Here is an 18,507-nt window from a genome sequence, read left to right as displayed (position 1 = left end):
ACCTGCGAAATCAGATCAGTACTGTCGATCCTCTTCTTTGTGCCGATAGATTCTGAACAACGTCCAGAACATCAGGGCCTGATATAACACTATCAGCGCGGCACTGGCGCTCATTATGTAGAAGTTCCACCTACCACTGTTGAAATTGGCCTTGAGGTTGTGAACGCTTGGAAACCATTTCGAGTACACCACTTGCACCGGGCTACCGACTTCGTACACAGGGCCGCCGGCGTAGCCGCTGGTGGTGGCCATACCGTCTTGATCGTGTTCGTCGTGCTTGAAGCTGTAATACACGTTGGTGATGGTGCCCCAGTTACCAAAGCTTTCCAGTTGAGTCACCTGCCCGGTCGTCTCCACGGGGGACGCCTTGATCAGGGCGTAGGGTGCTCCCCGATCTTTGGAAAGAAACAGCATCAGGGCCAACACCAACGTGGCGACAAACAGCATGACGGCGCGCGTGAACAGAAAGTCCCGCTGCGCTTCGCGTGGGTAGTACATGTGAATTCCTTTTCAAGGGCGCTTTGCGATTGATCCGGCTTATTCCTGCCCGATCGACTCCAAAAACTCCGACCGCTCATCACTCATCCGCGCCAGGCAGTCATTCTGTTGAATCGCGTAGTCCTTGCTGCCATTCACCGCCGGGAAGGTGTCCACCGCGCAATCGGCATCGCGAAGTTTTTCCCACTTCTGCTGGGCATCCTTCAGACGAGCGGTAATGTCGGCCAGTTGCGATTTGTTGCTGCCATAGGTCGAACCCATGCGTTCGAGCAAGCCCTGATAGTTATCCTTGAGCAATTGCTCGGCGGTGGTTTTGTTATAGGTGGCGCATTCCAGGGTTTGTTTGTCGTTTTCGATGCCATCGCAAGGCGTGTTGTCAGTGTCTTCGGCGGCGTGGACGCCGGTTGCGATGAGTGCCAAAGCCAGGAAAATCGATTTCATTGCGCCGTCTCATATCAGGTGATGAGCAAATTCTGGCTCAAGCGTGGGACAAAGAACAGCCACCCGTCAGCGATGTCATGTAGGCCTTTGTCGCTGATTGACGCTTTCGGCAATTCCCCTGTCGTTTTTGCACCCGGCTCAGGTTGCCCCTGGGCATATGCTGGCCCCAAAGCGCCGGCAGACGATTCGGCGCATGAATCGCCAATAAGGGGACGCCTGATGAGCCCAGCCGAGTTGCACGCCGACAGCATCGTTATCGACGGTCTGATTATTGCCAAGTGGAACCGCGACCTGTTCGAAGACATGCGCAAAGGTGGCCTCACCGCCGCCAACTGTACGGTGTCGGTGTGGGAAGGCTTCCAGGCCACGATCAACAACATCGTTGCCAGCCAGACTCTAATCCGTGAAAACAGCGACCTGGTGATCCCGGTGAAAACCACCGCCGACATTCGCCGTGCAAAAGAGCAGGGCAAGACCGGCATCATCTTCGGCTTCCAGAACGCCCATGCGTTTGAGGACCAGCTGGGCTACGTCGAGATCTTCAAGCAGCTCGGCGTGGGTGTGGTGCAGATGTGCTACAACACCCAGAACCTGGTCGGCACCGGTTGCTACGAGCGCGACGGCGGCCTGTCGGGCTTTGGTCGTGAAATCGTCGGCGAGATGAACCGTGTCGGCATCATGTGCGACCTGTCCCACGTCGGTTCCAAGACCAGCGAAGAAGTCATCCTCGAATCGAAAAAGCCGGTGTGCTACTCCCACTGCCTGCCGTCAGGCCTTAAAGAGCACCCGCGCAACAAGTCCGATGAAGAACTCAAGTTCATCGCCGACCATGGCGGTTTTGTCGGCGTGACCATGTTCGCGCCGTTCCTGGCCAAGGGCATCGATTCGACTATCGACGACTACGCCGAAGCCATCGAATACACCATGAACATCGTCGGCGAAGACGCGATCGGCATCGGCACCGACTTCACCCAGGGCCATGGCCAGGATTTCTTCGAGATGCTGACCCATGACAAGGGTTACGCCCGCCGCCTGACCAGCTTCGGCAAGATCATCAACCCGCTGGGCATCCGCACCGTGGGCGAGTTCCCCAACCTCACCGAGACCCTGCTCAAACGCGGCCATAGCGAGCGCGTGGTGCGCAAGATCATGGGCGAGAACTGGGTCAATGTCCTGAAAGACGTCTGGGGCGAATGAATAACTCTGGAGCCTACTCCGCTCGCCGATAGCTGCGTCAGGTCCTCGCGCCAAGCTCGCCGTACGTACCGTACTGTCTCGCTTGTCGCTCCGGTCCTTGCTTGCTCTCGACGTGCTCGCTACGGCTCCAAAGTCATTCACACGGCTTGTTTATAAGAGCAAAGCAAAAGCTTTGCTAAGCACTGAAACCGAATTTTCTGGAGTTAAGTTTCCATGGCCAAAATCGCCCCGCAATTGCCTATCGAAGTCGACAGCGAAACCGGTGTCTGGACCTCCGACGCCCTGCCGATGCTGTATGTGCCACGGCATTTCTTCGTCAACAACCACATGGGCATCGAAGAAGTGCTGGGCGCCGACGCCTACGCCGAGATCCTCTACAAGGCCGGCTACAAATCTGCCTGGCACTGGTGCGAAAAAGAAGCTGAATGCCACGGCCTGGAAGGCGTTGCAGTGTTCGAACACTACATGAAGCGCCTGTCGCAACGCGGCTGGGGCCTGTTCAAGATCCAGGACATCGACCTCGACAAAGGCACCGCCAGCGTCAAGCTCGAACACTCGGCGTTTGTCTACGTGTACGGCAAGGTCGGGCGCAAAGTGGACTACATGTTCACCGGCTGGTTTGCCGGTGCCATGGACCAGATTCTGCAAGCGCGCGGCAGCAAGATTCGCACCGTAGCCGAGCAAGTTTACGGAGGCTCCGAAGAGGGCCATGACGACGGCCTGTTCACCGTCAAGCCGTTGTAAGTCGAGGAACCGTGCCATGGCTTTCGAAGCAATGTTTGCGCCGATCCAGATCGGCAAACTGACTATCCGCAACCGCGTGCTCAGTACCGCCCACGCCGAGGTGTATGCCACCGACGGCGGCATGACCACCGACCGCTATGTGAAGTACTACGAAGAGAAAGCCAAGGGCGGTATCGGCCTGGCGATTTGTGGCGGCTCCTCGGTGGTGGCCATCGACAGCCCGCAGGAGTGGTGGAGCTCGGTGAACCTGTCCACCGACCGCATCATCCCGCACTTCCAGAACCTGGCCGACGCCATGCACAAGCATGGCGCCAAGATCATGATCCAGATTACCCACATGGGCCGTCGCTCGCGCTGGGACGGCTTTAACTGGCCAACCCTGATGTCGCCGTCCGGCGTGCGTGAGCCGGTGCACCGTGCTACCTGCAAGACCATCGAGCCGGAAGAAATCTGGCGCGTGATCGGCAACTACGCCAGCGCCGCCAAGCGCGCCAAGGCCGGTGGCCTGGACGGTGTGGAACTGTCTGCGGTGCACCAGCACATGATCGACCAGTTCTGGAGCCCACGGGTCAACAAGCGTACCGACGAATGGGGCGGCACTTTCGAGGGCCGCATGAAGTTCGGCCTGGAAGTGCTCAAAGCCGTGCGCGCCGAGGTCGGTGACGACTTCTGCGTGGGCATGCGCCTGTGTGGCGACGAGTTCCACCCGGACGGCTTGTCCCACGAGGACATGAAGCAGATCGCCAAGTATTACGACGACACCGGCATGCTCGATTTTATCGGCGTGGTGGGCTCGGGTTGTGACACCCACAACACCCTGGCCAACGTGATCCCCAACATGAGCTACCCGCCGGAGCCGTTCCTGCACCTGGCGGCCGGTATCAAGGAAGTGGTCAAGGTTCCAGTGCTGCACGCACAGAACATCAAGGACCCGAACCAGGCCACGCGCATTCTGGAAGGCGGCTATGTGGACATGGTCGGCATGACCCGTGCGCACATCGCCGACCCGCACTTGATCGCCAAGATCAAGATGGGCCAGATCGACCAGATCAAACAATGCGTCGGCGCCAACTACTGCATCGACCGCCAATACCAGGGCCTGGATGTGTTGTGCATCCAGAACGCCGCGACCTCCCGTGAATACATGGGCGTGCCGCACATCATCGAGAAATCCACCGGGGTCAAACGCAAAGTCGTGGTGGTGGGTGCCGGCCCGGCCGGCATGGAAGCGGCGCGGGTCGCGGCCGAACGTGGCCACGACGTGACCCTGTTCGAGAAGAAAGAGTTTATCGGCGGGCAAATCACCACGGCCTCCAAAGCCCCGCAGCGTGACCAGATCGCCGGCATCACCCGCTGGTTCCAGCTGGAGTTGGCACGCTTGAAGGTCGACCTGCGCCTGGGCGTGGCGGCGGATGCCGAAACCATCCTGGACCTGCGCCCTGACATTGTGGTGCTGGCCGTCGGCGGGCATCCGTTTATCGAGCAGAACGAACACTGGGGCGCCGCTGAAGGTTTGGTGGTGAGCAGTTGGGACGTGCTCGACGGCAAAGTCGCGCCGGGCAAGAACGTGTTGGTGTACGACACCATCTGCGAGTTCACCGGCATGTCGGTGGCCGACTTCCTGGCCGACAAAGGCAGCCAGGTGGAAATCGTCACCGACGACATCAAGCCTGGCGTGGCGATTGGCGGTACGTCGTTCCCGACTTACTACCGCAGCATGTACCCCAAAGAAGTGATCATGACCGGCGACATGATGCTGGAAAAGGTCTACCGCGAGGGCGACAAGCTGGTGGCGGTGCTGGAGAACGAATACACCGGCGCCAAGGAAGAGCGCGTGGTTGACCAGGTGGTGGTCGAGAACGGTGTGCGCCCGGACGAGGCCATTTACTACGGGCTCAAGGACGGTTCGCGCAACAAGGGCCAGATCGACGTCGAAGCCTTGTTCGCGATCAAGCCGCAGCCGTGCTTGAGCGAAGCGGGTGACGGCTACTTGCTGTTCCGCATCGGTGACTGTGTGGCGCAGCGTAATACCCACGCCGCGATCTATGACGCCCTGCGCTTGTGCAAGGATTTCTAAACCAGCACCGAACCAATGTGGAAACCGATCAATGGGGGGGCCAGCTTTTCTGTGGGAGCCGGGCTTGCCCGCGATACAGGCGACGCGGTCTTGAGGAAGACCGCGCTGATGCCATCGCAGGCAAGCCAGCTCCCACATTGATCCGGTTTTCATACAGGACCCGTGTGGTCTTTGGGAGCTTCACCATGTTGAACACCTTGCTTCCTATTCTCTTGTTTGCAGCCGTGGGCCTCGCCGCCCTCGGCGCCCTGCGCCGGGTCAACATGTGGCGCCGTGGCCGCGCGTCCAAGGTCGACCTGCTCGGCGGCCTGCTGGCCATGCCCAAGCGCTACATGGTTGACCTGCACCACGTGGTCGCGCGCGACAAATACATCGCCAACACCCACGTCGCCACCGCCCTGGGCTTTGTGCTGTCGGCGCTGCTGGCTATTTTGGTGCATGGTTTTGGCCTGCATAACCGTATCCTCGGCTATGCCTTGCTGCTGGCCTCGGTGCTGATGTTCGTCGGCGCCACCTTCGTCTACCTGCGTCGGCGTAACCCACCCGCGCGTCTGTCGAAAGGCCCGTGGATGCGCCTGCCGAAAAGCCTGATGGCGTTCTCGGTCAGCTTCTTTCTGGTGACCTTGCCGGTGGCCGGGATTCTGCCCGCCGACTTTGGCGGCTGGCTGCTCGCCGCGTTCTTGAGCCTGGGCGTGCTGTGGGGCGTGAGCGAAATGTTCTTCGGCATGACCTGGGGCGGGCCGATGAAACACGCCTTCGCCGGTGCCCTGCACCTGGCCTGGCACCGCCGCGCCGAGCGTTTTGGCGGCGGCCGCTCCACCGGTTTGAAGCCGCTCGACCTCAGCGATAAAACCGCGCCATTGGGCGTGGAAAAACCCAAGGATTTTACCTGGAACCAACTGCTCGGCTTCGACGCCTGCGTGCAATGCGGCAAGTGCGAAGCCGCGTGCCCGGCGTTCGCTGCCGGCCAGCCGCTGAACCCGAAAAAACTCATTCAGGACATGGTCGTTGGCCTGGCCGGTGGCACCGATGCCAAGTTCGCCGGCAGCCCGTACCCAGGCAAGCCAATCGGCGAACACGGCGGCAACCCGCACCAGCCTATCGTCAATGGCCTGGTCGACGCCGAAACCCTGTGGTCGTGCACCACCTGCCGCGCCTGCGTGGAAGAGTGCCCGATGATGATCGAGCACGTCGACGCCATCGTCGACATGCGCCGCCATCTCACCCTGGAAAAAGGCGCCACGCCGAACAAGGGCGCCGAAGTTCTGGAAAACCTGATTGCCACCGACAACCCCGGCGGTTTCGCACCGGGCGGTCGCCTCAACTGGGCAGCTGACCTGAACCTGCCGTTGCTCAGCGAAAAAGCCAGCTGCGACGTGCTGTTCTGGGTCGGTGACGGCGCGTTCGACATGCGCAACCAACGCACCTTGCGCGCGTTCGTCAAAGTGCTCAAAGCGGCCAAAGTCGACTTTGCCGTGCTCGGCCTCGAAGAACGCGACAGCGGTGATGTGGCGCGGCGTCTGGGCGACGAAGCCACTTTCCAACTGTTGGCCACGCGCAATATCCGCACACTGGAAAAGTACAGCTTCAAGCGTATCGTCACCTGCGACCCGCACAGCTTTCACGTGCTGAAAAACGAATACGGCGCCTTCAACGGTAATTATGTCGTACAGCACCACAGCACCTTCATGGCCGAACTGATCGGCGAGGGCGCGCTGAACCTGGGCCAGCACAAGGGCAACAGCGTGACCTACCACGACCCTTGTTACCTGGGCCGCTACAACGGCGAATACGAGGCGCCGCGCCAAGTGCTGCGGGCGTTGGGTATCGAGGTCAAGGAAATGCAACGCTCGGGCTTCCGATCGCGCTGCTGCGGCGGCGGTGGCGGCGCGCCGATCACCGATATCCCCGGCAAGCAGCGGATCCCGGATATGCGCATGGACGACATCCGCGAAACCGGCGCCGAGCTGGTGGCCGTGGGTTGTCCACAATGCACCGCAATGCTTGAGGGTGTAGTCGAGCCACGGCCACTGATCAAGGACATCGCTGAATTGGTGGCCGACGCATTGCTTGAAGACGCCACACCGGCCAAGGCCCCCATCAAGCGTCAACCTGCGCAGGTGCACTTATGAGCGACATTATCCGCCGCGACCCACGGGCCGAATGGATCGCCCGTAACCGCCTGCACCCGTTGCACGCAGCCATGCAGCCGCTGCAACACAGCTGGATGGGGCCGAACGGCGTCATCCGCAAAAATGTACATGGCGTGGGGTTTATCGGCCCCAACGGCATCAAGCGTATCGACCGCAGCGGCGCCCAGCAGGGCGGCGCGGCCAAGCGCACGGCGGCGGTGGAAGTGCAGTTGCCGCTGCACCAGGTAACAGCGCCGGCGTTCTACATCAACGTGGTGCCGGACATGGTTGGTGGCCGCCTGAGCAGCCATGACCGCGACTTGCTCGGCCTGGCCCGGCAACTTGCCGGCAGCGACGGTGCAGTGCTGGCGGTGGTGTTTGGCGAGCACAAAGAAAGTACTTTTGCCACGGCGGGCGTCGATCGCCTGCTGGTGTTGGAAGGCCAAGCATTCGAGGGTTATTCACCGGAGCAACGCATCCAGGGCTTGCGGGCTGTGGATAACCAGTTCAACCCGCGCCACTGGTTGCTGCCCGACAGCCGCAGTGGCGGCGGCGAATTGGGCCGGCGTTTTGCCGCGAGCCTCAAGGAGCGCCCAGCCACACGCGTGTGGCAGATCAAGGGCGAAGAGTGCATCGGCCGCGCCGGTGCGGGCCAGGAGGATTTGGCCCGTCCACTGCCGCGCCTGATTCTGGCAGCGGTGGAATGCGCCGAGCCAGTCAGCGAAACCCGTCACGAAGCCTTGCCCGTGGAGTTATCCACAGCGCTGGCGCGCAGCCTGCCGCGTATCGAGGATCTCGGTGCAGTGGCGGTGGACCCCGGGGCGATTCCGATGGCCGAGGCGGAGTTTATTTTCTCTGGCGGCAATGGCGTCAAGGATTGGGCATTGTTCCACCAGACCGCCGCCGCCTTGGGCGCTACCGAAGGCGCGTCACGGGTGGCAGTGGACGATGGGTTTATGGCGCGTGATCGCCAGGTCGGCGCCAGCGGCACCTGGGTCACCGCACGGGTGTACGTGGCCGTGGGCATTTCCGGAGCGATCCAGCACCTGCAAGGCATCGGTGCCTGCGACAAGGTGGTAGCAATCAACCTCGACCCTGGCTGCGACATGATCAAGCGTGCCGACCTGTCGGTGATCGGCGAAAGCGCCGCGATTCTGCAAGCCTTGATCGCTGCGGTCGAGGCCTACCGCCACGGCGCCAAGCGCGATGCGGCTTAAGGAAATGACCATGACCACGAATGTAATCAGCCTGGTGTCCATCGGCGCCCACCCGACCTCCGGCCGCCCGCGCCGTGCGGAGCAGGATGCACGCGCCGTCGAGTTGGGCCTGCAGCTGGCTGGGGATAAGTTGCAGGTGCTGCATGCCGGTGACGTTAACGAGCCGACGTTGCGCAGCTACCTGGGCATGGGCCTGCCGCAGTTGCATGTACTGGAACAACCGGCGGGCAGCGACGCCTTGCCGGTGCTCAGTGATTATCTGCGCGAGGCCGGCGCCCACGTGGTACTCACCGGCAGCCAGGCGGAAACCGGCGAAGGCTCGGGCATGTTGCCGTTCCTGTTGGCCGAGCAATTGGGCTGGCCGTTGATTGTCGGGCTGGCGCAGGTCGAGTCTATCGACGGCGGCGTGGCCCATGTGCTGCAAGCCTTGCCGCGTGGCCAGCGGCGCCGCCTGAAGGTGCGCCTGCCGTTTCTGGCGACTGTGGATAACGCCGCGCCCAAGCCACGGCAAAGCGCCTATGGCCCGGCGCAGCGTGGGGAGCTGGCGGCCCATGAGGTCGAAATCGAGGCGGACGAGTTATTCACAGACGCGGTGTTGCAACCGGCCAAGCCCCGGCCCAAGCGCCTCAAGGTGATCAAGGCCAAGAGCGGCGCGGATCGGATGAAGGCGGCGACCGCCAAGGCCAGTGGTGGCGGTGGGCAAGTGCTCAAAGGTCTTAGCCCTGAGGCTGGCGCGGAAGCGATTCTGAAGCTACTCATCGAAGAAGGCGTGGTGCGCTGATTGCCTGCAGAAGCTGGCGTGTTTGGGAGCAGGCAAGCCAGCTCCCACAGAAAAGCCCGCCCTCGTACTGTTATTGCGGTGCATCGTCCGGATTACCCACAATCCCTGTTGATCCGCCTGTGGATAACCTGTTCGCGGTTGTCCACACCCCCGGCTGATCAAGCCCTGTAGCCCTCTGTACGAAAAACAACCAGGCTAACTGACGGTTTTTGCTTGGGTTTTTTCTTGGATAAGTTTAGAACCTGGCACAAACTTGCCCCCAAAGTCTGTTGGCGCTTCTGTGGATAAGATGTTCGCTCTCGGCTAGAAGCCTTATAAATAAAGGCTTTCAGTGGATTGATCAAAATATGATCAATTTGCCTTATTGGCTTGCTGAAACGCCTGAATGCCCCAATTTATGAAGGTTTGAGGTGGTTTTCCACAAGGCTTGCGAAGTTGCCCCCAAAGTCTGTTGGTGCTTCTGTGGATAAGGTGTTCGCGTACTGCTGTAGGCCACGTATTCAGGGGCTTCCAAGGGTTTGATCAATAAGTGATCAGGTGTGGCTAAAACCGCACGACTTGAATAAGTCACGGATTTTCTTCAGTTAATTTCGAGGGTTGAGCACACTTGCCCACAATTGCTGTGGGTGGCTTTGTGGATAAGTTGTTGGGCGAAGGCTGGAGGGTAGATTGGCAAAGGGCTGTAAGGGGGGTGATCAATTTTTAAACAGTCAACTAATCCAACTGTGGGAGCGGGCTTGCTCGCGAAGGCGGTCTATCAGTCAATTCACTCATTGCTGAACCACCGCATTCGCGAGCAAGCCCGCTCCCACAGTTTGATCTGTGGGGGTGTCAGTTATTCGTGCGCCGCTACACCCTTGAGGTAAGGCGCTGGCGCCGCGCCGAGGTTGTTCAACAAACGCTCGCTGTACCAATCGACAAAGTTCACCACACCAAACTCATAGGTCTTGGAGTACGGGCCTGGCTGGTAAGCGGTGGAGTTGATCCCGCGCTGGTTCTCTTCGGCGAGGCGACGGTCCTGGTCATTGGTGGCGTCCCAGACTTGGCGCATACGCTCCACGTCGTAGTCCACACCTTCCACGGCGTCCTTATGCACGATCCATTTGGTGGTGACCATGGTTTCCTGAGCGCTGATCGGCCACACGGTGAACACAATGATGTGGTCGCCCATGCAGTGGTTCCACGAATGCGGCAGGTGCAGGATGCGCATCGAGCCCAGGTCCGGGTTTTTGATGCGACCCATCAGCTTGGCGCAGCCTTGTTTGCCGTCCAGGGTCATCGACACGGTGCCTTTGAGCAGCGGCATGCGCACGATGCGGTTGCGCAGGCCGAAGCTGGCGTGGGCGTAGGGAATCTTTTCGGCGTCCCACGCGGCGGCGGAGGCGGCGACGTGATCTTTAAACGCCTGGTCGGCGCGCGGGTCGGTGACGTCGTCCCATTCCAGCAGGGTTTTCAGCAGTTCCGGGTGCGATGCGTTGCAGTGGTAGCACTCGCGGTTGTTTTCCAGCACCAGCTTCCAGTTGGCCTTTTCGAACAAGGTGGTTTGAATCGCCACCTTGGTGTTCTCCATATCGTAGGGTTCCATGTAGTGGTTCAACGTCGACAGGAAGTCATCGATGGCCGGCGGGTTTTCGGCCAGGCTGATGAAGATGTAGCCACCCGCCGTTTTCACGTTCACCGGCTTCAAGCCGTACTGCTTCATGTCGAAGTCGGCGCCCATCTCGGTGCCGGCGAACAGCAGGCGGCCGTCCAGCTCGTAGGTCCACTGGTGGTAGTGGCAAACGAGTTTGGCGACCTTGCCCTTGTCGCTGGTGCACAGGCGCGAGCCCCGGTGGCGGCACACGTTGTGGAAGGCATGCACCACGCCGTCGGCGCCACGGATCACGATGATCGGGTTCTTGCCGATTTGCAGGGTGATGTAGTTGCCCTTTGTGGGGATCTCGCAGGTCATGCCGGCGATCAGCCACTCTTTCTGGAAGATCTCCTGCATATCGATATCAAACAACCGCTCATCAGAGTAGAACGGCTGCGGCAGCGAAAAAGTGCGTTCGCGCTCTTGCAGCATTTGCGCGGTGGCCTTGCGTGCGGGTTCCAGCGGATCGCCCAAGCTTAAGGTTGCGGTGACGTCCATCGTGTGTGTCCTCATGGCCATTCTGTGTGGCCGGCGAAAGTGGCTGATCAGGTTTTGCAGCAAGGCGTAAAGAAAGCGTCGTTGTTGGAAGCGAGTGTGGGGCCGCCGATGCACCGAACCTTGTCCATTAGCGACATGGCCCACTCTGATCCCGACGCGCAAGCCCCGTGGTATGGGGGCTGGTCGCGATAAGTATGTGAATGTCGCAGATAGGTAAATGGGCGGTTCCGGCGTTACGCAGAATCGCCACCATAAAGCCGAGCATCGGCAGTGGAGAGCAAGCATGTCCAACAATTTCCTGAACCCGGTAACCACCCAGACCTGGGCCAATGGTCGGCACATCGTCCGTTGCGTCAAAGTCATCCAGGAAACCTGGGACGTGCGCACCTTTTGCTTCATGGCCGACCAGCCGATTTTGTTCTTTTTCAAGCCAGGGCAATTCGTCACCCTGGAGCTGGAGATCGAAGGCCAGCCGATCATGCGCTCGTACACAATCTCCAGTTCGCCGTCGGTGCCCTACAGCTTCTCGGTGACCATCAAGCGCGTGCCGGGCGGGCGGGTTTCCAACTGGCTGCACGACACCCTGCATGAAGGCCAGGAGTTGGCGGTGCACGGGCCGGTCGGGCTGTTCAATGCCATCGACTTCCCAAGCCCGAAAGTGCTGTACCTCAGCGGCGGCGTCGGCATCACGCCGGTGATGTCCATGGCGCGCTGGTTCTACGACACCAACGCGAATGTCGACATGACGTTTGTCCACAGCGCCCGCTCGCCCAAAGACATCATTTACCATCGCGAGCTGGAGCACATGGCGTCGCGGATCGATAACTTCAGCCTGCACCTGATCTGTGAAAAACACGGGCTGGGCGAGCCCTGGGCGGGTTATCGCGGTTATCTGAACCACAAGATGCTGGAATTGATGGTGCCGGACTTCCTCGAGCGCGAAGTGTTCTGCTGCGGCCCTACACCCTACATGAGCGCGGTGAAACGGCTGCTGGAGGCCGCCGGCTTCGACATGACGCGCTACCACGAGGAATCCTTTGGCGCCACGCCGCCGGAAGCCCGCGCCGATGCGGTGGAACAGGCCGAGCAAGCAGCGGACGCGCCAGAGATCGACCTGGCGGACCTGCACCAGGTGGAATTTATCGCCTCCGGCAAAAGCATTCGAGTGGCACCTGGCGAAACCGTACACGCGGCCGCGGCCAAGCTTGGCCTGCTGATCCCCAAAGCGTGTGGCATGGGTATTTGTGGGACGTGCAAGGTCATGAAGCTGGGCGGGGAGGTCGAGATGGACCACAACGGTGGGATCACCGAGGAAGACGAAGCCGAAGGCTACATCCTGTCGTGCTGCAGCGTGCCGAAGGGCGACGTGCGTATCGAGTTCTAACCTCTCAAGTGCACACAGTCCAATGTGGGAGCGGGCTTGCTCGCGAAAGCGGAGGGTCAGTCACTGATGATGGTGTCTGATGCATCGCCTTCGCGAGCAAGCCCGCGCCCACAGTTGGGTCGGTGTACATTCAGTTGATCGCGCCCGCGCGAGCGTGGGCACGATCGGGTTGGGTTAGTTAGCGTGCGTAGATCTGTATGGCGAACTGATCACCTGATGCTGTCAGTTCAAAGGTTTTTTCGGTGATGACCAGGGTTTTTGATGGTTCCCTGATGGTATCGCCGACTTTCGCCAGTTTCCTGAACTCATCCCAGCTCACGAACGTGGTGCTAAGACTACCTTCCTGCAACGCTTTAGTGTTGTAGCATTGAACTTCCATGGTCTAACCCTCTGCTGGATTTCCGTTTCCGGCCGATTATTCGGCAGGCAGTTGTTCCCGAAAGGTGGCCGCTGCAGCGGCGTTTTCCTTTCGAGTTCCAAGAGGCTAGACGATGAAAGTGGACTGTGATGCTGTCAGAAACACCAAATAACAGTCTCGGCAATGCGCCAGTATTCGTGAGACTTAAGCGTTCATCACTTCCCTGATGTCTGCGGCTAATTCTCTTACACGCTCCTCTTCTGTATCCCACGCGCACATAAACCGTGCGCCACCTTTGCCAATGAAGGTGTAGAAGCGCCAGCCCTTGGCCGTCAGCGCCGCGATGGCCGGTTCCGAGAGTTGCAGGAACACGCCGTTGGCCTGTACCGGGAACATCAGGTCCACGCCGGGAATGTCCGCCACCAGGCTGCTGAGCAATTGCGCGCAGTGGTTGGCGTGGCGGGCGTGTTTGAGCCAGGCGTCGTTTTCCAGCAGGCCGACCCAGGGGGCGGAGAGGAAGCGCATTTTCGAGGCCAGCTGGCCGGCCTGTTTGCAGCGGTAGTCGAAGTCTTCAGCCAGTTTGCGATTGAAGAACAGGATGGCTTCGCCGACGGCCATGCCGTTTTTGGTGCCGCCGAAACACAGTACGTCCACACCGGCTTTCCAGGTCAGGTCGGCCGGCGAGCAGCCGAGGAACGCGCAGGCGTTGGAGAAGCGCGCGCCGTCCATGTGCAGGTTCAGGCCCAGCTCTTTGCAGGTGACGCTGATGGCGCGGATTTCTTCCGGGGTGTACACGCTGCCCACTTCCGTGGCTTGGGTGAGGGTGACCACGCGCGGCTTGGGGTAGTGAATGTCCTGGCGCTTTAGGGCGATCTCGCGGATCGATTCCGGGGTCAGCTTGCCGTTTTCGGTGCGCGCGGTGAGGAGCTTGGAGCCGTTGGAGAAAAACTCCGGCGCGCCGCATTCGTCGGTTTCGACGTGGGCGGTTTCCGAGCAAATCACGCTATGGTAGCTCTGGCACAGCGAAGACAGCGCCAGGGAGTTGGCTGCGGTACCGTTGAAGGCGAAGAACACTTCGCAGCCGGTTTCGAACAAATTACGGAAACCGTCGGCGGCACGGTGGGTCCATTCATCATCGCCGTAGGCGCGTTGATGGCCCTGGTTGGCTTGTTCCATGGCGGCCCAGGCTTCCGGGCAGATGCCGGAATAGTTGTCGCTGGCGAATTGTTGGCTCTTGTCAGTCATGGCCCATTCCTGTGGTCGATGTTGGTGCGCACTGTAACCAAGATTGTCGCGGGTGCGCACGCACTGTAAATGCAAAGTCACTGGGGAATTATGCACGGTACACACACGTTGGCTGTCGGACGCGTCCGCGATGGCGCACTGGATCTGCTCAAGTGGCTGGCGTTGCTGAGCATGGTGCTGGACCACTTGCGCTATGTCGGTTTGAGCCTGGATGGCCTGTATGTGCCGGGGCGTCTGGCGTTCCCGTGGTTTTGCCTGGCGATTGCGGCGAATCTGCATCGGGTCAGGCACGCGCCCGTCACAGGCCAATGGCGCTACCTGGGCTGGCTGTTGTTGTTCAGCGTGATCAGCGAAGCACCCTACCGGCTGTTTATCGAGGATGCCGATACGTTGAACGTCTTGCCGACGTTGGCGCTGGGGTTGCTGGTTGCCCGAGGATGGCAGCAGAAGGCACTGTTTGATCGAGGATTGGCGCTGATTGCCCTGGCTGCAGCCGCGGTATTTTCCAGTGAGCTGATGTTCGGGTTTTTCGGTGTATTGCTGCCGTTGGCGATGCTGCTGGTGTTTACCCGGCCATGGTATTTCAGCGTGTTGCCGGGTTTGGTCTGCGTGGCCGCCAACCAATGGCAGGTTCTGCTCAATAGCGGCACGCCTGTGGCGCTGATGGGGTTGGTCGCTTGCCTGATTGCGCCCTTGGCGGGTCTGGTCTTGTTGCGATACGGCAAAAACGTCTCGCCACCAGCCATGCGCCGCTGGGCGTACGCGCTGTATCCGTTACATTTTTTACTCTTGTGGGGAGTTCGAAAGGCCATTGGCTGACGCCGACCCGAGCCAACAAGGTGGAAACGGATGAGCTGCGTAGAAGTCGCGCATTTTTTGTACGTCGCGCTCGAACCAATCCCGCAGCCATTGGCGATATTGAAGTGAAATAGCCTGCCTGTGCATTGGGTTGACGCTTTCATCGACAATACATTGCGCAGCCATCATGCCGGACATCAGCGCCTTGAGTACCCCATGAGAGGCGCCCGGGTCCAACCGACTGGCGGCGTCTCCGATGATGAAATAGCCGTTACCCGCCGACTGGTCACAGATTGACCAAGTGACATCGGCACCCCGGATCGTTCCTTCACAGGGTAATTGTTCAAAACAGGCCGGAACAGCCGCTATCTGCGGCGATTTATCGTGCACAAAGCGCAGTCGCGTCCAGTGATAAAGCTGCTGGCCGATGTGAGCCGTCCAATACCAGCCCGATGGGTCTGCGAAGATGCCGAGGGCGCTCTCCTGGACTGTTCCTCGCTTATAGCCATACACGGCTGTCAGCGTGGGTGAGCAGCGATGCGAGGTCAGCCTTAATTGGCGTGCCAGCCAGCCGTGAGCGCCACTGGCATCAATAAGGTGCCTGCAAAACAGTTGCCCGGCCTGCGTCTGGAGGCCTACCACTCGATCTTTTATCTGCAACACGCTCTTTGCCTGGCAGGGTTGCAGGACGTGGACACCTAAGGCGACAGCTTGATCCAACAGCAACCCGTCCAGCGTTGCCCGGGGAACCTGAAACCCCCGCCAAGGCCCGCTTTGGTCTTGCCCGAAAGGCACAAAGTGTCGTTCCTTGTCCCATTTTACCCAAGTGCCCGCAGGCCGGACGAAGGCATCGCCACGGATTTTTTCAGCCACGCCCAGTTGCTGAAGCAGCGGCTCTATGCCGGGGTGCAGGGTTTCGCCCGGGCGGTGGCGCGGAAAAGGCAGGCGCTCAATCAGTGCCACCTTCAAGCCCTGTTGAGCGCAGGAAATGGCCGCCGAGCAACCCGCCGGGCCGGCACCGATTATGATCACGTCATAGTGGCCTGCGCTGTCGGGCATGGCCAAGCCTAAACGCGCTGCCAGGGTCTGACACCCTGTTGGCGCAACATAACGTGCGGCCATACCAAATAAGTAAAGGTTTCCGTCAGCCTGATACGCGCTTGGTCAAACGCGGGTGAATCAACCGGCGTGTAGCGAAACACTTCGATTCGGTAGCCTATGTCCTTGGGGCCAACTTGCAGGTTTGTGTTCAGCGTAACGACGTTGGAGTCACCGGGCGTTGCCAGGCTGAATGTGTCGATAAACCAATTTCCAGATGTGGCGCCCAATGACAGTTTGACTCGCCGGAAAGCATCGATTCGCCGCTGATATTCCTGTGAGTCGATTTTGCCTGTGAGTGCCAATGAGAACTTCCCGTTCAGTGCGTTCTCTGTGTAGTCGGTATAGAAGTAAGTTTCGTACGCTCTGTGGGGTGCGCCATTGGCGACGTATTTTTTGGGAGCGGGTACGCCATCCCACGGGAAACCGCCACTTTTGCCGATCTCCTGATCCAGCATGGGTTTTATGGTCGGTCCCGCCCCGGCGTTTGGTGGATAGGCTTGCGCTGAGTCGGGTGCAACTGCAGGCCAGAATGAGCTCAACGCTGCGCAGAGCTTGGCATCCTCGGGGAATGGGCTGCCCAGCCTGTAGGCTGCCAGGTGCACCACGCTGCCCAATGCGGGGTCAGTCGTCACGAGGCCAACATCCCAGCCTGGCGCGAATACCCCGGCGCCCGCATCGGGAAGGCACCACGCGCACCGTGCAGGCGTAACGATTGGCGTCAGCGGCGTAGCCCGGTTGGGCGAGGAATCGAGCTGGGCCACAATCGCAGTGATGCCGTGGTCCTTGCTGGAAAAAGACTCCGGAAAAGACTGGATATTGGCGGGGTATCGCGAATCGGACAAACATTCCGGCTCTACGCGAAAGACCGTGTATCGAATATCGGGGTCCAGGCTTTCGAGCCATTCGATCAGGTGTCGCTGCTTGCAAAGAGGATAGAAGTCCGGCGCGCAGATCAGTGAATACGCCGGCACCCGTTGTGGGATGGCAGTGTCCAGCGCCGCGCAGTGGGCTTGAATGCGTCCGTCGGCGGTAAAGTCCAGGTAGTGCTGAGCCCTGAAGTTACCCTTCTGCAACTCGGCAAACAGGTCTGATCGGCGATTGAGGTTGGTGATATTGCCCGCTGCATCGACTTTATGGCGAATATGCACGTATTCCGAAGCGCCCTTGTCAATTCGCAAACTGGAGATGAAAATGTCGGGGTCGTCGGGCACATTGAACGTCAAGGGTTTGCCTTGATACTGAGCCGGTTCAATCAGTCGTGCACGGGGCGTAGCGGCCATTAAGCCGGTGCCATAAGTGTGCTCTGGAAGCCAGTCTGCCAGGCCATCGGTGATGATGAAGGGCGGTTGGCTGATATGGGGCTCATCCCAGCCGGCATCTGGCCCCAACTCCAGGTGTATGCGGCGTAATTTCTCGTTTTTGTGCAGCGCTTGAAGGCGAACATCAACGGTGAGGCCCGCAATGCACTCGTTGCCGTTGAACAGTTTATGAACAGGCACCCAAAAATCCATGTCTGCGTCGTCTGAATCAAAACGCATAGGGCCAAAACGGGCACGGTCGCCCTTAAGCTGCACCGCGACGTAGGCGCTGTAGCGCGCCGGCAGAACCCGGATAGCGTGATTTTGACCTTCTACAAACGGCAGGAAACCTCTGCTTGAAGCGTCGTACAACGCCGCGGCAGTGCCCACCCTTGCTATGCCTGTCCGCGAAAAACACAAATCGGCCTGAACCTTGTGCACCGTGTCCGGTGCTGCGCGGTACTCCAGCGCAAACACGACGACTGCCATGGGCCGTCCATTGGCACGCGCCCTCAGTTGCGCAAGGCTGGGCGCCTGTCGGGCGTAAACGTAGTTGAGCACGGTTTCAAGTTCTGCCGGTGTGGGATACGCCTGGAGTGGGCCGCCCTTGGCATCGCTTGTCACGTTGGGGTGGGCCAGCGCGTGGTACAGCAGGCTGTGTGCGGGTTGGCCAGGTTCAATGCCACGTGTTGCGGCCAGGGCAAAGTCTTCAAAGCCCGCCAGTGTGCGGTCTGGTTTCAGTGTTTTACCCAGTTCGGCTTCTAGGTTGGTCGCCAGGATGTCGAGACCGTGCTGAAGCAACAGAGTGTGCCAGCCATGGGGGGCCAGGCGTTTGCAGATAGCCATCACTTGGTTAAGTAGCACCATGCCAGCGTTCCTCGACGGTGTAGGGCGTTCAATCTTCTGGATTGAACAGTGAATGCGTCGAATGCATGAGCTGGCGCTGTTTGATTGGCAAGCGTAGCCAAGTTTTCAGGCTTGTGAGGCTTAAAGTGTCAGGTTTCTGTTTCTAAATCTTCAGGCGGCCCAAGCCATCTCAGTGTTTTATCGCCCACCCGCGAAGCCATGTCGTAAACGCACCTTTGCGTGGCGTGCGTAGGCATTT

Annotated in this window: 15 protein-coding genes; 8 read left to right on the top strand and 7 right to left on the bottom strand. The window is 59.8% G+C overall.

Annotated elements, in window-relative coordinates:
* Positions 1 to 15 precede the first annotated feature (15 nt).
* Positions 16 to 498, bottom strand: coding sequence for a hypothetical protein (locus PSH96_RS27000; protein WP_305456264.1), 483 nt, complete (start codon positions 496 to 498; stop codon positions 16 to 18).
* A gap of 39 nt (positions 499 to 537) precedes the next feature.
* The gene (locus PSH96_RS26995) at positions 538 to 939 is read right to left on the bottom strand and encodes a lysozyme inhibitor LprI family protein (RefSeq protein WP_056857778.1); all 402 of its coding nucleotides are present in this window, start codon (positions 937 to 939) and stop codon (positions 538 to 540) included.
* Positions 940 to 1,158: 219 nt separating this feature from the next.
* Between PSH96_RS26995 and PSH96_RS26990 the strand changes: the two genes are divergently transcribed.
* The 6 genes from PSH96_RS26990 to PSH96_RS26965 all read left to right on the top strand — a co-directional run bounded on the left by PSH96_RS26990 (position 1,159) and on the right by PSH96_RS26965 (position 9,087).
* Positions 1,159 to 2,136, top strand: coding sequence for a dipeptidase (locus tag PSH96_RS26990; RefSeq protein ID WP_014720245.1), 978 nt, complete (start codon positions 1,159 to 1,161; stop codon positions 2,134 to 2,136).
* Positions 2,137 to 2,349: 213 nt separating this feature from the next.
* Positions 2,350 to 2,880, top strand: a complete 531-nt coding sequence (locus PSH96_RS26985) for a DUF5943 domain-containing protein (protein ID WP_008033249.1) — start codon at positions 2,350 to 2,352, stop codon at positions 2,878 to 2,880.
* 16 nt (positions 2,881 to 2,896) lie between these two features.
* Positions 2,897 to 4,957, top strand: a complete 2,061-nt coding sequence (gene dgcA, locus PSH96_RS26980) for a dimethylglycine demethylation protein DgcA (RefSeq protein WP_305456261.1) — start codon at positions 2,897 to 2,899, stop codon at positions 4,955 to 4,957.
* Between the two features lie 185 nt (positions 4,958 to 5,142).
* On the top strand, positions 5,143 to 7,089 hold the full coding sequence (gene dgcB, locus PSH96_RS26975; RefSeq protein ID WP_305456259.1) for a dimethylglycine demethylation protein DgcB: 1,947 nt from the start codon (positions 5,143 to 5,145) through the stop codon (positions 7,087 to 7,089).
* Positions 7,086 to 8,306 carry an electron transfer flavoprotein subunit alpha/FixB family protein gene (locus PSH96_RS26970; protein ID WP_305456256.1) on the top strand — a complete coding sequence of 407 codons (1,221 nt, stop codon included), beginning with the start codon at positions 7,086 to 7,088 and terminating at the stop codon, positions 8,304 to 8,306. The genes dgcB and PSH96_RS26970 overlap by 4 nt, the downstream gene beginning before the upstream one ends.
* A 10-nt stretch (positions 8,307 to 8,316) precedes the next feature.
* Positions 8,317 to 9,087: an electron transfer flavoprotein subunit beta gene (locus tag PSH96_RS26965; protein ID WP_305456255.1), complete on the top strand. Its 771-nt coding sequence runs from the start codon at positions 8,317 to 8,319 to the stop codon at positions 9,085 to 9,087.
* Between the two features lie 835 nt (positions 9,088 to 9,922).
* Here PSH96_RS26965 and gbcA read toward each other — a convergent pair.
* Positions 9,923 to 11,218 (bottom strand): glycine-betaine demethylase subunit GbcA, encoded by a 1,296-nt coding sequence (gene gbcA / locus PSH96_RS26960; protein WP_017139360.1) that lies wholly within the window; start codon positions 11,216 to 11,218, stop codon positions 9,923 to 9,925.
* A 283-nt stretch (positions 11,219 to 11,501) separates the two neighbouring features.
* On the opposite strand from gbcA, the gene gbcB reads away from it, so the two are divergent.
* Entirely contained in the window at positions 11,502 to 12,602 is a 1,101-nt protein-coding gene (gene gbcB, locus PSH96_RS26955) for a glycine-betaine demethylase subunit GbcB (protein ID WP_017139359.1), read from the top strand.
* A gap of 178 nt (positions 12,603 to 12,780) precedes the next feature.
* On the opposite strand, the gene PSH96_RS26950 is transcribed toward gbcB, so the two are convergent.
* Both PSH96_RS26950 and PSH96_RS26945 read right to left on the bottom strand, forming a co-directional pair.
* Positions 12,781 to 12,981: a hypothetical protein gene (locus tag PSH96_RS26950; RefSeq protein WP_305456252.1), complete on the bottom strand. Its 201-nt coding sequence runs from the start codon at positions 12,979 to 12,981 to the stop codon at positions 12,781 to 12,783.
* Between the two features lie 183 nt (positions 12,982 to 13,164).
* Positions 13,165 to 14,205, bottom strand: coding sequence for a low specificity L-threonine aldolase (locus PSH96_RS26945; RefSeq protein WP_305456249.1), 1,041 nt, complete (start codon positions 14,203 to 14,205; stop codon positions 13,165 to 13,167).
* Positions 14,206 to 14,295: 90 nt separating this feature from the next.
* Here PSH96_RS26945 and PSH96_RS26940 point away from each other — a divergent pair, with 90 nt between their 5' ends.
* A complete protein-coding gene (locus PSH96_RS26940) occupies positions 14,296 to 15,024 on the top strand; it encodes a TraX family protein (RefSeq protein WP_305456248.1) in 729 nt (242 codons plus the stop codon).
* Here the strand turns inward: PSH96_RS26940 and PSH96_RS26935 are convergent.
* Entirely contained in the window at positions 14,989 to 16,062 is a 1,074-nt protein-coding gene (locus PSH96_RS26935) for an NAD(P)/FAD-dependent oxidoreductase (RefSeq protein ID WP_305456246.1), read from the bottom strand. The two genes, PSH96_RS26940 and PSH96_RS26935, sit on opposite strands and share 36 nt — an antisense overlap.
* 8 nt (positions 16,063 to 16,070) lie before the next feature.
* Positions 16,071 to 18,269, bottom strand: a complete 2,199-nt coding sequence (locus tag PSH96_RS26930) for a hypothetical protein (protein ID WP_305456244.1) — start codon at positions 18,267 to 18,269, stop codon at positions 16,071 to 16,073.
* Between the last annotated feature and the right edge of the window lie 238 nt (positions 18,270 to 18,507).

The organism is Pseudomonas sp. FP2338 (assembly GCF_030687515.1).
GTDB lineage: Bacteria > Pseudomonadota > Gammaproteobacteria > Pseudomonadales > Pseudomonadaceae > Aquipseudomonas > Aquipseudomonas salomonii.
The sequence above is the reverse complement of the archived record's forward strand: the minus strand, read 5'-3'. Positions and strand labels throughout refer to the sequence as shown.

Bases quoted from the DNA above. Each gene is read 5' to 3' on its own strand.
- PSH96_RS27000 (WP_305456264.1), bottom strand. From the start codon at position 498: ATGTACTACCCACGCGAAGCGCAGCGGGACTTTCTGTTCACGCGCGCC.
- PSH96_RS26995 (WP_056857778.1), bottom strand. From the start codon at position 939: ATGAAATCGATTTTCCTGGCTTTGGCACTCATCGCAACCGGCGTCCAC.
- PSH96_RS26990 (WP_014720245.1), top strand. From the start codon at position 1,159: ATGAGCCCAGCCGAGTTGCACGCCGACAGCATCGTTATCGACGGTCTG.
- PSH96_RS26985 (WP_008033249.1), top strand. From the start codon at position 2,350: ATGGCCAAAATCGCCCCGCAATTGCCTATCGAAGTCGACAGCGAAACC.
- dgcA (WP_305456261.1), top strand. From the start codon at position 2,897: ATGGCTTTCGAAGCAATGTTTGCGCCGATCCAGATCGGCAAACTGACT.
- dgcB (WP_305456259.1), top strand. From the start codon at position 5,143: ATGTTGAACACCTTGCTTCCTATTCTCTTGTTTGCAGCCGTGGGCCTC.
- PSH96_RS26970 (WP_305456256.1), top strand. From the start codon at position 7,086: ATGAGCGACATTATCCGCCGCGACCCACGGGCCGAATGGATCGCCCGT.
- PSH96_RS26965 (WP_305456255.1), top strand. From the start codon at position 8,317: ATGACCACGAATGTAATCAGCCTGGTGTCCATCGGCGCCCACCCGACC.
- gbcA (WP_017139360.1), bottom strand. From the start codon at position 11,218: ATGGACGTCACCGCAACCTTAAGCTTGGGCGATCCGCTGGAACCCGCA.
- gbcB (WP_017139359.1), top strand. From the start codon at position 11,502: ATGTCCAACAATTTCCTGAACCCGGTAACCACCCAGACCTGGGCCAAT.
- PSH96_RS26950 (WP_305456252.1), bottom strand. From the start codon at position 12,981: ATGGAAGTTCAATGCTACAACACTAAAGCGTTGCAGGAAGGTAGTCTT.
- PSH96_RS26945 (WP_305456249.1), bottom strand. From the start codon at position 14,205: ATGACTGACAAGAGCCAACAATTCGCCAGCGACAACTATTCCGGCATC.
- PSH96_RS26940 (WP_305456248.1), top strand. From the start codon at position 14,296: ATGCACGGTACACACACGTTGGCTGTCGGACGCGTCCGCGATGGCGCA.
- PSH96_RS26935 (WP_305456246.1), bottom strand. From the start codon at position 16,062: ATGCCCGACAGCGCAGGCCACTATGACGTGATCATAATCGGTGCCGGC.
- PSH96_RS26930 (WP_305456244.1), bottom strand. From the start codon at position 18,269: ATGGTGCTACTTAACCAAGTGATGGCTATCTGCAAACGCCTGGCCCCC.